Consider the following 13,168-nt stretch of genomic DNA (forward strand, 5'->3'; position numbering starts at 1 on the left):
GCTTGCGCAGCGGCAACAATGCTGAACCGCAATGTTCGGTGGCCGTCGGGCGCGATACTCATCGGATGGTGTGGACGCCGGATCCGAATGCGCTGCGCGGCCGTGTCGCCGTGGTCGCCGGTGCGACGCGCGGCGCCGGTCGCGGTATCGCCATGGCGCTTGGCGAGGCGGGCGCCACGGTGGTGTGCACCGGGCGCAGCAGTGTCTCCGGCAGCCGCCTGTCCGACTACGACCGCCCCGAAACGATCGAGGAGACCGCCGAACTCGTGTGTGCGGTGGGCGGTGTGGGCATCCCCATCCAGGTCGACCATCTCGACATCCCCCAGGTCCGCGCGCTCGCGGAGCGGCTCGGCAGGGACTTCGGCAGCATCGACATCCTCGTCAACGACATCTGGGGGGCGGAGATACTCAAGGGCGCGCCCGCGACATGGGGCCGACCGATGTGGCAGCACGATCTCGACGACGGCTTGCGGATTCTGCGGCTCGGGATCGACACGCATCTGATCACATCGCACTGCCTGCTGCCTCTGCTGACCACCAAGATGGGTGGGCTTCTCGTCGAGATCACCGATGGGACAACAGAATTCAATTTCGAGAACTACCGGCTTTCAGTGTTCTACGATCTGGTGAAGACTGCGGTCAACCGGCTGGCGTTCAGCCATGGCTACGAGCTCGCGGTGTTCGGCGCCGCGGCGGTCGCCGTCACGCCGGGGTGGCTGCGTTCGGAGATGATGCTGGACAACTACGGCATCACCGAGGAGACCTGGCACACCGCGCTGGACCCGATGCGCGCCGACGGCTACCCGATGGCCCCACCCGGTTTCGCCGAATCCGAGACCCCCCGATTCGTCGGCAGGGGCATCGCCGCCATCGCCGCCGATCCCACCCGGGCCCGCTGGAACCAGCGGTCGGTCAGCTCCGTGGATCTGGCCAGGGAATACGGCTTCACCGACCTCGACGGCCGTCAGCCCGACGCCTGGGCCCCGCTATAACTGCAGGTCACCCAACCCCACGGCAGACCAGTAGACATTTCTTGAAATCTGTTCACGGATTTCATTGACACCCGCCGACCACGGCTGTTCTATAACTTGGTGACCTTCGACACAATCATCCGCAATGGCCGCTGGTTCGACGGCACCGGCGCCCCGTCGGCCGTGCGCACCATCGGGATTCGCGACGGCCATGTCGTCGCCATATCGCCCGACGAACTCGACGACACCGATTGCCCCCGGGTCATCGACGCCACCGGCAAGTGGGTGATGCCCGGAATGTTGGACATCCACACGCACTACGACGTCGAGGTGCTGAACGGGCCGTCGCTGTCGGAGTCACTTCGTCACGGCGTGACCACGGTGATGCTCGGTTCGTGCTCACTGTCGACGGTGCATGTGGACGGTGTCGACGCAGGTGACCTGTTCGGCCGGGTCGAGGCCATCCCGCGCGAGCACGTCATCGCCGCGGTCGACGCGAACAAGACCTGGACCAACTGCGACGAATACGTCGCCGCCCTCGAGGCGCTGCCGCTGGGGCCGAACCTGGCCGCGTTCATCGGGCACTCCGACATGCGCACCGCAGTGATGGGCCTGGACCGCGCCACCCGCAAGGACCAACGTCCGACCCGCGCCGAGCAGGCCCGCATGGAGCAGATGCTCAAAGAGGCACTCAGCGCCGGTTTCGTCGGAATGTCTTCCCAGCAGCTGCTTTTCGACAAGATCGACGGTGACACCTGCCGGTCGCGTACGCTGCCGTCGACGTATGCCAAACCGCGTGAGCTGCGCAGGCTCAAGTCACTGCTGCGCCGGGCGGGTCGCGTGCTGCAGTCCGGCCCCGACATCCAGAACCCGGTCAACCTGGCCTCGCAGGTGGCCCAGTCGCTCGGCATCTTCCGCAATCCGCTGAAGACGTCGCTGTTGTCGGCTGCCGATATCAAGGCCAATCCCTACGCGATCCTGATGATGGGGCCGCTGGCCCGGATCACCAACGCGCTCGGCGGCAACTTCCGCTGGCAACACCTGCCGGTGCCGTTCGAGGTGTATGCCGACGGCATCGACCTGGTGGTGTTCGAGGAGTTCGGCTCCGGTGCGGCCGCACTGCATCTGCGTGACGAGGTGGAGCGCAACGAACTGCTGCGCGACGAGGACTACCGCCGCCGATTCCGCAAGGACTACGAGAACAAGTTCGGCGTCCGGGTGTGGCATCGCGATTTCTTCGACGCCGAAATCGTTGCGTGCCCTGACGATTCCGTGGTCGGTAAGTCGTTCGGCCAGGTCGGGGTGGACCGGGGCGTGCATCCGGTCGACGCATTCCTGGACCTCGTCCTCGACCACGGCACCGCATTGCGCTGGCGCACCACCATCTCCAACCACCGTCCCGAAGTGCTCAAGAAGCTCGCGCGTGACCCGGGCATCCAACTGGGCTTCTCCGACGCGGGGGCGCATCTGCGCAACATGGCCTTCTACAACATGGGGCTGCGCCTGCTGCGGCATGTCCGTGACGCCGAGCAAGCCGGAACGCCTTTCATGTCAATCGAACAGGCCGTGCACCGGCTCACCGGTGAGCTCGCCGACTGGTACCGCCTGGACGCCGGGCACCTGCGGATCGGGGACCGCGCCGACGTGGTCGTGATCGATCCGCAACGGCTCGACGGTTCGCTGGACGAGTACGCCGAGGACACTGTCGAGCACTATGGCGGGCTGTCGCGGATGGTCAACCGCAATGACGACACGGTCACCGCCGTCCTCGTCGCCGGAAGGGCCGTCTACCTCGACGGCCGATTCACCGACCTCGTCGGCGCCACGCGCACCGGACGGTTCTTGCGCGCCGCCCACCGGTCCCCGGCCCAGCCCACCCAGAGAGGCGAACTCACCAGTGTCAGTTGAGAATACGATCGTCGGACTGTGGCAGGCGCTGTCAGACCGCAACTGGGAACTGCTCAAGACCTACGTCTCCGACGACTGCATCTACCTCGACATGCCGGTGGGCCCGGCGGCCGCGGCCAAGGGGCCCGAGGACATCGTCAAGCGGCTCAAGATCGGGCTGGAGCCGTTGGCCTCCTACGAGAACTTCCCCGGGCTGCTGGTGTCCGCCGGTGCCGACGCCATGTACGAGCATCACGAGGAATGGCATTGGGCGACGGGGGAATCCGCAGTGCTCAACTTCGTCACCGTGCACCGGGTCGAGAACGGCAAGGTGACGCTGTGGAAGGACTACTGGGACATGGGCGCGCTGACCAACCACGCGCCGGCGAGCTGGCTGTCCGACTTCGCGACCGCGGACATGTCCTGGATCTTCGACGCCACCGGGCTGGTCTGAGCCGCTCGGCCCGGTCGAATGGCCAGTTATGCCACGGGATCTCGGAAAACCCGGCAAGAACTGGCCATTCGGCGTCTCAGGGCGTAAGTCAGGCTTCGTCGATGGCCCACACCAGGCAGAACGGATGCCCTGCCGGGTCGCGGAACACCCGGAAGTTGTTCTCGCCGACCGCATCGGTGACCCGGGTCGCGCCCAGCTCCAGTACCTGGCGTTCGGCGACATCCGGATCGTCGACCTTGATGTCGAGATGCATCTGCTGAGACCCGGCCGGGTCGGGGAACTGCGGCGGTTCGTGTTGTGGCGAGTACTGACATGCCAGGCGCCGCCCCGCCGGGTCCGTGACGACCACCCAGGTGTCGTCCTGGACGGCCACCTCCCCGCCGAGCAGCCCGGAGTAGAACGCGGCCAGCCGGTGGGGGTCGCGGCAGTCGAGGACCACTGAACGCAATGTGCCGATCATGGTCCCAGTATTGCCACTCGGGTCACGATCGAATCCGCGGCACCGCGGCCGACCTAGACGCTCCAGGCCATCCGGAACTTCTCGGTGAGCTCTTCGTCCGTGAGATCCCCGAAGTTCTGCAGTTCGTAACGGCGGACCGCCACCACCGCATCGACCGGCTCGTCGCCCAGAATCCCACGGATCAGCGACGAGGCGTCCAGCGCTGACTGCGCATCGGCAGGCCGGGTGGGCAGCGCCACGATGCCGCGCTCGGCACGCTGGGCCTCGGTCAGACTCCCCGGATCGACCGTGATCTCAGGACCGAGCGACAGTTCGTTCTCGATCCCGTGATGCGCCAGTCCCAGGATCACGGCGCTCGCCAGATACGGGTTGGCCGAGGGATCGATCACCTTGACCTCGACGTTGGCGCCGTACGGGTTGCTGGGCCCACCGATCAGGAAACGCACTGCCGCCTCCCGGTTCTCGGTGCCCCAGCAGTTGTATGCACCCGACCAGTGCCCGGGCTGCATGCGCAGGCCCGAGAGCACCGACCCGCACAGCACGCCCTGCGCGGCAGGCAGCCCTGCCAGCAGGCCCGCGATGGCGGACTCGCCCAGCGCCGACATGCCCCGCATCCCGGCGCCACCGGAGAACAGCGCGGTGTCCCCGATCGTGAGCGAAAAGTGTTGATGGGCACCGGAACCCACGCTGCCTGCGAACGGCACCGGGGACAGGCTGACCCGTAGACCGTACTTGCGGGCCACCCGGCCCACGATGATGCGCATCAGTATCAACTGATCGGCGGCCGCGACCGGCGGTTGTGGAGCAAGCGAGATCTCGAACTGGTTGACGCCGTACTCGGGGTGGAACTGTTCGATGGCCACCCCGGACGTCGTCGCCGCATTGGTGACGTCCCGCACGAAGCCTTCGAACTCCAGCAGCCCGGCCAGTCCGTACTGGGCCCACATGACCGACGGCAACCGGGCGCCGTCCGGACCGACCAGGACGAATTCCATCTCGTGGCCGACCGCTGCGCTCAGGTCGGCCGCAGCCAACCGATCGGTCACGCGTTGCAGCGCACCCCTTGCACAGTACGGGTCGACCGTGCCGTCCTGGTTGAAGAACTCGCCAGGCGCCCAGGCCAATCCGTCACCGAGGATGCGCAGCGCACCCAGGTCGATGCGGATCCGCTGGTCCCCCACCACGCCGAGTGTGTCGCTGAATACGATGCCGGTCTGGTCGATGGTGAACACGTGGAACACCGGACTGGCGCCAAGCCCGGGGTCGGCGAAGATGCCCATGCGGCGCAGCGGAACGGTCTTCGCATGGATCAGGCCGGCCGGATTGACGACCGTGCCGATGAGTGTCGCAACCCCATCGGCTTCCAACTGGGCGATGGCCGCTGCGGCCAACGGTTTGGCTGCCCGCGCTGTCACAGCTGCCATTGTGCGCCGCAGCGCGGCGACCTACAGCGTGATCGTGCAGGTTTGCCCGATGTCGAGCGTCCGCAACATCCGGCCCATGCCCAGCCACATCGCACACGACAACGCCAGATCGGTCAGCAGCTCCGGGTCGAACTGTTCGCCGGCCCGTTGCCAGAAGTCTTCGTCGTCGCGCAATTCGGTGTGCCCCGTGGCGAAGCGGTGGGCGAACTCGGCGGCTACCCGCTCCGCGGGGCTGTACCCAGGCCAGGTGCGCCATTCGGCTGCGTGGTCGTAGAGATCCTCGTCGACGCCTGCCGCAGCGCCGTCGGAATCGCGGGTGTTCTGGCACACGGCGCACTCGTTGTCGAGCGCGATGACCATGCGGGCCAGCTCCCGCACCCGCAGCGGCAACCGCCCCTTCGTGTACACGGCGTTGGTGAAGTTGGCCATGGCCGTTCCGATTTCGGGCGATCGCAACACCCAGCCTGCAACGTCGTCGTCGGGAAAATCACCGATGCGGCTCATGGACCAAATCGTACGCGGGCCGCGCCGATTCTGGAACAGGTTCTAGTTTTTCGCCGAGACCAACTCGGTCCGGTCGTCGCCCCAGTCCCGTTGCACCAGCACCCGGTGCACGATGCGCTCGAGCGCGGCCTCCACCTGATCGCGGTCCGGTCGCCCCTCGAACGACGGTGAGGTGGCGAGCTTTTCGACGATCCGCCCGACCAGTGCCGACGACACCGCGTCGACCTGGCCCAACCCGCGCTGCGTCAACAACAACTGATCGCCGGTCCGCAGGACACCCTCGGTGACCAGCGAGTCGAACGTGGGCTCGAGCACCTCGTGCGGAACGCGCAACCGCTCGGCGATCTCGGTGAGCCGGGCAGAGCCGAACACCTGGCTCTGCCGGTAGATCTGCAGCAGCGCCCACAGCCCGGCCACGTCGAGGTCGCAGCCCGGCGAGCCCGCGACGGTCCGCAACCGGATGTCCTGCGAGTGGCGCATAAGCCTGCTGATCGCCGTTTCGAGCACCTTCTCCGCCGATTCCGCACTAGGCATGCCGAACCCCTCGCCGAGATCGACCGCGACGCTGGCGTCCATCTCCTGCAGTGGGACCTCCTTGAGGAACAGCGCCACGACGAACCCGAGCAAGGCGACCGGTGCGGCGCACAGGAACACGTTGCCGAGCGCACCGGCGTACGCGTCGACGATCGGCGCGGCCACCTGCGCGGGCAGTGCATGAAGCACCTTCGGTGATGCCCCGGCCTCGGGGGGCGCGCCGCTCGCGGCAAGTGCACCCGCCAGCCGGCCCGAGAGGAAGTTGGTGAACAGCGACCCGAAGATGGCCGCCCCGAACGAGCTTCCGATGGTCCGGAAGAACGTCACGCCCGACGTCGCGACGCCCAGATCGGCGAAGTTGGACGTGTTCTGCACGGTCAGGATCAGGACCTGCATGCACATGCCGATACCGATGCCGAGGAAGAACAGGTACAGCGACTGCTGCAGGGTCGGGGTGTGCGCATCCATCCGCGACAGCAGCACGAACGCCGCCGTCATCACCGCGGTTCCGGCGATCGGGAACATCTTGTAGCGACCGGTGCGGCTGACGATGGCGCCGCTACCGGTCGAGGTGATGAGCAGCCCCGCCACCATCGGCAAGGTCCGCAAACCGGATTCGGTGGCCGAGACGCCGTTGACGAACTGCATGAAGGTGGGCATGAAGGTGAGGGCGCCCAGCATCGCGAAGCCGACGATGAACGACAGCACGCAGCACACCGTGAACACCGGGCTGGCGAACAGCCTCATAGGCAGGATCGGTTCGGCCGCACGGGTTTCGGCCCAGACGAACGCGGCGAGCGCGATCGCCGAACCGATGAACAACGCGATGATGACCGGCGAGGTCCACGCGTACTCGCCACCACCCCAGCTGGTGGCAAGGGTGAGCCCTGAGGCGCCGAGCCCCACCAAAACGATGCCGAGGTAATCGATGGCAGGCCGGCCGGCACGGGCCAGAGCCGGGATGGTGCCTGCGGCGACCATGAACACCACGACGCCCACCGGGACGTTGATCCAGAACGCCCAACGCCAGCTCAGGTGGTCGGTGAAGAAACCGCCGAGCAGCGGGCCGATCACGGTGGTGACGCCGAAGACGGCGCCGAGCATGCCCTGATAGCGGCCCCGGTCGCGTAGCGGGATGACCTCGCCGATCAGTGCGGTGGCGGTGACCATGATGGCGCCGCCGCCGATACCCTGCAGGGCCCGCGACGCCACCAGCATCGTCATCGAACCGGCCATGCCACACAGCACCGAACCGACGAGGAAGAACGCGATCGCGGCCTGGAACACTGCCTTGCGGCCGAAGATGTCGCCCACCTTGCCGACCACGGCGGTGACGATCGTGGAGGCCAGCAGATAGCTCGTCACCACCCAGGATTGATGCCCCGCACCGCCGAGATCGGCGACGACGGTGGGCAGGGCGGTGGCCACGATGGTCTGATCGAGCGCGGCCAGCAGCATGCCGAGCAGCACCGCGACGAACACGAGGTTGCGTCGCTGCGGGCTCAGCAGGACACCGCCGCCGGGCTGCGGTTCCGTGGTTGTCGGTGCGCTTGTCATGACATCCTTTCGCCGACGGTCGGGGCTGTCGGTCCAGACGTCATATCGTTAGGTTACCTATGAAAGTTACCGTGATCCCGAGCACAGACGACAAACCGCCCCGGACGTCCGGTACGGGACCGGTTGTCCGGGGCGGCGAAACGCGTGGCGCGCGAGACTACTGCGGCGGCCTCGACACACACTGCGCGGCGTAGAGCGCATCACCGAGCTTGTCCATGAGTTCGAGCTGCGTCTCCAGGTAGTCGATGTGGCCTTCCTCGTCACTCAGGATGGTCTCGAACAGGATGGCCGACACCGCGTCCTGCTTCTCACGGCACATGATGATGCCGGGCTTGAGCCGCTCGACAACCTCGTATTCGATGGCCAGATCCGCCTCGAACTGTTCGCGCAGCGTCTGCCCGACCCGCAGCGAGAACAAGCGCTGGTAGTTCGGCAATCCGTCGAGCAGCAGGATGCGATCCGTGATCGCCTCGGCGTGCCGCATTTCTTCGAACGATTCCGAACGGGTATGGGCGGCCAGTTCGGTAAATCCCCAGTTGTCCTGCATCTTGGAATGTAGGAAATATTGATTAATGGCCGTGAGTTCACTGGTCAATTGCTCGTTGAGCAATTTCAGAACGTCCGGATCCCCTTGCATCGTCACTCCTAAGCACCTTGAGGGCTGGTCAAGCGTTGCTGTTTGCCGTGCACCGCCAATCTAGTGCAGAGACTCCGCGGAGGTTGGTCGATTTCGGCTGCACCGGGCGTGTTTCCCGGCCAACGGGGTGACACGCGCCGGGCCCGCACGGCCGTCGGTCCTCGAAGGCTGGACTGCCTGCCCTAACTAAGGTTAGACTGGGCTAACATGTCGGCCGACCGGACGGAATCGCGAAAATAATGCGTGAGTTTGATTTGCACTCGCTTATTTTGTCGTGCGATTTCCGGGTCGACGATGTCGAACAGATGTGGAAATGGATGAAAAAGCATCGTTCGGGATTGTTGACCATCGGCGCCCATCACGTGGTGCTGTACACGTCGATCTGGGAGCCTCGCCGCGTATTGGTGACCATCGGGATCCGCAATGCCCACTCGATTCGCGATGTCCTGCGGTCACCGGCCATATTCGAATGGTTCGACATATCGGGCGTCGAAGACATTCCGCCGATCTTCGGCGGTGAGGTGGTCGAGAAGATCGACCTGTCCGGGCCGACGTCAGAGGACTACGTGGCAGGCGTGATCGTCGGCGCGGTCTCGGTGGTCGACGACGTCCCGACGCTGATGCGCAAGGTCCACGACGGGCTCAGCCGCTTCGAGAACAGCGGCGTCAGGAAGGTGTGGGTATACCAGGCACTCGACGACGGCCAGGAAGTCATGATCCTGCAAGAGATCGAGGACGAGGTGAGCGCACGGCAGTGGATCGACCATCCCGACGCGGCCGCCGAGTGGATGACGCACGCAGGGTTCGGCGCTTACCCGAGCCTGTTCGTCGGCAAGCTGGCCCACATCATGACCGTTGACGGCCAGGATTGAACCGGTGAGCTGATGTTCGTTTGTCTATGCACAGGAGTCACCAGCCACGTCGTCAACGACGTCGTGGCGGCGGGCGCCACGACGTCCAAACAGATCGCGGAGGCCTGCGGCGCGGGCAAGGACTGCGGACGCTGCAGGCGCACCATCCGGGCGATCATCGCCGCTCATCAGGCCAATGGATGCCCGACCCCGTTCAACGGCTGCCCGGCCCGCACCACCGCCTCACCGCGCATCTGCGGTGAGGTCGTGGCGTCGATGGACAACGGGACCGGCCGCACACCCTGAGCCCGCGCCTATTTCCGGTCGGCGAACGCGGCAAGCGCGTCGACATTGGCCGCGGCGCCCACGAGTTCCACGAACAGGGCCTTCTCGCGCTCGACGGCCGCCACGATGTCAGCCCGGATAGGGGCCAGCATTGTCTGCTTGACCGCCTTGAGACTCGAAAGCGGCTTGGCGGCAAGGACTTCCGCATGCCGCTGCGCCTCGGGCAGCAGTTCCTCAGGTGCGCAGACCCGCCACACCAGGCCCATATCCTTGGCCTCCTCGGCGCTGATCCATTCCGAGGACATCAACAGCCAGGCCGCGTTCTGCCGGCCGATCAACCGCGGCAGCAGATAGGACGAAGCGGCCTCAGGCGCCACGCCAAGGCTGGTGAACGGGCATTTCAGCCGGGCGGACGAGGACATGAACGCCAGATCGGCGAAGCCGAGGATGGTGGCGCCGATGCCGACGCCGAGACCGTTGACGGCGCAGATCAACGGTTTCGGAAAGTCGACGAGCGCGTCGAGCATGCCGTAGAAGCCGTGCTCGCCCGCCGGAGCACGACCGGCACCGCTGATCCGGGCCTGCATTTCGACGAGGTCGTTGCCCGCGCTGAAGGCGCGGCCGGTCCCGGTGAGCAGCACCACGCCGACCTCGGGATCATCGGCGGCGGCCCGCAGCGCGACGGTGGTCTCGTCGTACAGCGCCTCGTTGAACGCGTTGAGCGCGTCCGGGCGGTTGAACGTGAGTGTGCGTACGCGGTTGACGTCGTCGATCAGCAGGTTCACATGTCGCAGCGTAACTAGAACACGTTCCACTATTGCCGGTCGGGTGCCGCGAACGGCGAGCGGAACACGTAGCGACTGGTCGGTACCGTGTCGATGTTGGTGCTGGCCCCGAAGGCTTCCGTGCTGGCCACCATGCGCCGCATACGGTCCGCCAGATCGGCGTCGTCGGCAGCACCGAAGAAGGCATGCAGGTCGGCCACCGCCGACTGCGGGAACAGTTCCTCGACGATGCCCGAGATCACCGGGGCGTCGGGAGTCAGCGCCCGTACCACGGCGTTCTGCGTGTAACCGAACGTCGCCTGGGTGTCGATGGCCACCTGCGTGTGGTCGATGTGCCAGCGGTGCCGCCAGGAGTCCTCGCTCAGTTCGGCCGGCCGCCTCAGCAGAGCGATGTTGGCCAGGCCGTCGGTGCGCTGACCCGGACCGGTCCGCGGGGGCGGCATCGGCACCGATTCGGTGACCAGGTAGGCGTGAACCGAGTCGGCTTCCGCAGCAAGCAGTTTGATCGCCGTACCGACCTGCTCGCCGTAGTACTGCTGGGTCCACAGGCTGACCACCGCGACCACCGGCGGGTCCAGCGTCGTCAGGGTCATGAGCGAATCGCGCACCGGGGCGTCCCGCACGTTGATGGACAGTCCCGGCAGTCCCGTGCCGAGCAATTCGTCGGCGACCCCGCTCCGAAGCCGTGCGCACCAATCGTCGTCGGCGTTCCCGGCGCGCACGAGCACGATGATCTTCTCCACCCAGCGGACAGTAGGCGATTCGCGCCACTTGGCCTCTGTTGGCCACCTCCCGGACCGACAGGCGCGAGAATGGGCACGTGCAGACCGGTGGACAGGCAGCCGACGCGTTGCGGCTCAGCACTCCCGACGCAGGCGCGGTGGCCCGCAGCCTGATCGGCACGCTCGTGCTCAGCATGCTCGCGCTCTACGGGGTGTCGCCGACCGCAGCGATGTGGACCCTGGGCGCCGGAGTGATCGCCGGTGCCATCGCATTGCAGCGCAGCCCGGGCGGTCGGGTACCGCTGGTGGCGACCGCGTCGGTCGAGCTGGCCATCGTGGTGCTGCTCGCGGTGTTGAGCGGCTCACACGACGTGGTGTTCGTCATCGTGGTCGCGCTGTGGTGCTTCGCCGCGGGGATGCAGTGGTCACTCGGCGCCAACGCCGGCCTGGTGGCGTCGGCCGCGAGCGCGCTGCTGGTGATCGCCCCGGTCACCGCACCGACACTGGCCGACACCCTGCTCTCCCCCCTCCTGGTACTCGTCGCGGGCCTGGTGCAGGCGGCGCTCATCTCGGTCCGGCCACCACGGCGATGGCGCGCGCAGCGAGAAGGTCTGAGCCGGGCCTATCGATCGCTGGCCGCCGATGCCCGCAGTGTGGCCGCCGACTGTGCGGCCGATGTCGACGACGCGCCGATGACGTGGCTGCGCGAAGTGTTCGCAAACAGCCAGGTGAGCCAACAGCCCCGGGCCTACCACGGCGGATACCGGCTGCCGGAGCGGCTGGCCGCGACGCTCGTCTCGTTCCGCTCGACGGCAGGTGGCGATCGCCGTGACGGGGTGCCACAACTGTTGTCGGCAGCCGCCGTGCTGCTCGACGCGATCGCCGACCACAGCCACACCGCGCGCCGCGACGCCGAGCACGCCCTGGTCAGGGTTGATGCCACCGCTGCCGCCGTGACCGGCGTGGAAGCCGCACGCGCACAACGTTTCTCCGAACAACTGAGGGAGGCCGCGGTGCTGCGCTTCGGGCAGCTGCACCGGCCGGACCTGATCGGTTCGCTGGCATCGGCACCGGCGGTCGTCCGTTCGCACCTGACGTGGACATCGCCGATCCTGCGGCACGCGATCAGGTTGTCGGTCACCACGGCCGTCGCCGCGGCCGCGGCGCGGTACGGCACCCTCGGACACGGCTACTGGATGGCGGTGACCGTGGTGGTCGTGCTGCGGCCGGAAACCGCGCACACCTACACGCGGTGCGCCGGTCGGATGGCCGGACTCGCCGTGGGCATCGTCGTCGCGTCGGCGCTGACGGTGTTCTGGCAGCCGGGAACCATGGCCTCGCTGATCTGCGCGACCGTGTTCGTGGGAGTCGCCTACGGGGTGATCAGATTCGGTTATCTCGCGGTGGTCGTCGCCGTCGGTGCCGTCCTCGTGTTCGTCGTCGGCGTCGGTGGTTTCACCGACTGGGCGGGCGTCGTCGACCGCCTGGTGGGCGTGCTCGTCGGCGGCGGGCTGGCGGTGATGGCCCACGTGCTGCTGCCTGACCATTCCCTGATCCGGCTGCGGCAGCGGGCCGGTGAACTGCTGATGACCGAGATCGACTACGCGGCAATGGTAGTCACCGCGTTCGTGCACGAGGTGGATCACCCTGCCGAGGCGCTGTCGGCGGCCTGGCAACGCGCGTTCCGGGCGCGTGCCGCGTTCGAGGCCGCCTGGGGTGCGGCGAGACTGGATTCCCCGACGCTGCGCCGGTGGCTGCGGTCCTATCGCACCGCGCTGAACGCGGTGACCAGTGCGTGCACCACGTTGGAGAACAGTCTGCCGACCCATCCGTCTTCGGCGTTGGACGCCGAATTCATCGCTGCGGTCGACGATTACATCGAAGCCTTGCGTGGCGCACCGCCCAGCCCCGCGGTGCCGTGGAGCCTGGACACCGCCGAATTGTCGGCCGCCCTGCGGCGCGTGCACGATCTGGCCTCGACGTTGGCGACCGACAACGGCGCAGCGCGCATCCTCGTCGGCGAGCTGACCACCATCACCGGCAGCCTTGCCGACATCGCGATCGACCGCGTGGAACCGGTCACGCCGTCCCCTTGAC

Annotated in this window: 13 protein-coding genes; 6 read left to right on the top strand and 7 right to left on the bottom strand. The window is 66.8% G+C overall.

Annotated features, from left to right (window positions below):
- The first annotated feature begins 65 nt into the window (after nucleotides 1–65).
- From A5784_RS22470 to A5784_RS22480, 3 genes are all read left to right on the top strand, one after another.
- Nucleotides 66–992: an SDR family oxidoreductase gene (locus tag A5784_RS22470; RefSeq protein ID WP_064947101.1), complete on the top strand. Its 927-nt coding sequence runs from the start codon at nucleotides 66–68 to the stop codon at nucleotides 990–992.
- 99 nt (nucleotides 993–1,091) lie between these two features.
- On the top strand, nucleotides 1,092–2,879 hold the full coding sequence (locus tag A5784_RS39285; protein WP_082945013.1) for an N-acyl-D-amino-acid deacylase family protein: 1,788 nt from the start codon (nucleotides 1,092–1,094) through the stop codon (nucleotides 2,877–2,879).
- Nucleotides 2,869–3,312: a nuclear transport factor 2 family protein gene (locus A5784_RS22480; protein ID WP_064947103.1), complete on the top strand. Its 444-nt coding sequence runs from the start codon at nucleotides 2,869–2,871 to the stop codon at nucleotides 3,310–3,312. The genes A5784_RS39285 and A5784_RS22480 overlap by 11 nt, the downstream gene beginning before the upstream one ends.
- Nucleotides 3,313–3,400: 88 nt before the next feature.
- Here the strand turns inward: A5784_RS22480 and A5784_RS22485 are convergent, their stop codons facing one another.
- The 5 genes from A5784_RS22485 to bfr form a co-directional block, all read right to left on the bottom strand.
- A complete protein-coding gene (locus A5784_RS22485) occupies nucleotides 3,401–3,772 on the bottom strand; it encodes a VOC family protein (protein WP_064947104.1) in 372 nt (123 codons plus the stop codon).
- Between the two features lie 53 nt (nucleotides 3,773–3,825).
- The gene (locus A5784_RS22490) at nucleotides 3,826–5,196 is read right to left on the bottom strand and encodes a type I glutamate--ammonia ligase (protein WP_064947105.1); all 1,371 of its coding nucleotides are present in this window, start codon (nucleotides 5,194–5,196) and stop codon (nucleotides 3,826–3,828) included.
- 21 nt (nucleotides 5,197–5,217) lie between these two features.
- The gene (locus A5784_RS22495) at nucleotides 5,218–5,700 is read right to left on the bottom strand and encodes a carboxymuconolactone decarboxylase family protein (protein WP_064947106.1); all 483 of its coding nucleotides are present in this window, start codon (nucleotides 5,698–5,700) and stop codon (nucleotides 5,218–5,220) included.
- A 42-nt stretch (nucleotides 5,701–5,742) separates the two neighbouring features.
- Nucleotides 5,743–7,791, bottom strand: coding sequence for an MDR family MFS transporter (locus tag A5784_RS22500; RefSeq protein WP_064947107.1), 2,049 nt, complete (start codon nucleotides 7,789–7,791; stop codon nucleotides 5,743–5,745).
- A 157-nt stretch (nucleotides 7,792–7,948) separates the two neighbouring features.
- The gene (gene bfr / locus A5784_RS22505; protein WP_029370591.1) at nucleotides 7,949–8,428 is read right to left on the bottom strand and encodes a bacterioferritin; all 480 of its coding nucleotides are present in this window, start codon (nucleotides 8,426–8,428) and stop codon (nucleotides 7,949–7,951) included.
- Nucleotides 8,429–8,667: 239 nt separating this feature from the next.
- Here bfr and A5784_RS22510 point away from each other — a divergent pair, with 239 nt between their 5' ends.
- Nucleotides 8,668–9,300, top strand: coding sequence for a hypothetical protein (locus A5784_RS22510; RefSeq protein ID WP_064947108.1), 633 nt, complete (start codon nucleotides 8,668–8,670; stop codon nucleotides 9,298–9,300).
- A 12-nt stretch (nucleotides 9,301–9,312) separates the two neighbouring features.
- The gene (locus A5784_RS39970) at nucleotides 9,313–9,585 is read left to right on the top strand and encodes a (2Fe-2S)-binding protein (protein WP_064947109.1); all 273 of its coding nucleotides are present in this window, start codon (nucleotides 9,313–9,315) and stop codon (nucleotides 9,583–9,585) included.
- A gap of 8 nt (nucleotides 9,586–9,593) precedes the next feature.
- On the opposite strand, the gene A5784_RS22520 is transcribed toward A5784_RS39970, so the two are convergent.
- Together A5784_RS22520 and A5784_RS22525 are read right to left on the bottom strand one after the other, a co-directional pair.
- On the bottom strand, nucleotides 9,594–10,349 hold the full coding sequence (locus tag A5784_RS22520) for an enoyl-CoA hydratase/isomerase family protein (protein WP_064947110.1): 756 nt from the start codon (nucleotides 10,347–10,349) through the stop codon (nucleotides 9,594–9,596).
- 29 nt (nucleotides 10,350–10,378) lie between these two features.
- Nucleotides 10,379–11,092: an EthD domain-containing protein gene (locus A5784_RS22525; protein WP_064947111.1), complete on the bottom strand. Its 714-nt coding sequence runs from the start codon at nucleotides 11,090–11,092 to the stop codon at nucleotides 10,379–10,381.
- 77 nt (nucleotides 11,093–11,169) lie between these two features.
- On the opposite strand from A5784_RS22525, the gene A5784_RS22530 reads away from it, so the two are divergent.
- On the top strand, nucleotides 11,170–13,167 hold the full coding sequence (locus tag A5784_RS22530) for an FUSC family protein (RefSeq protein WP_064947112.1): 1,998 nt from the start codon (nucleotides 11,170–11,172) through the stop codon (nucleotides 13,165–13,167).
- The last annotated feature ends 1 nt before the right edge of the window (nucleotide 13,168 follow it).

The sequence above is a fragment of the Mycobacterium sp. 852013-50091_SCH5140682 genome (genome assembly GCF_001665685.1).
Taxonomy (GTDB): domain Bacteria; phylum Actinomycetota; class Actinomycetes; order Mycobacteriales; family Mycobacteriaceae; genus Mycobacterium.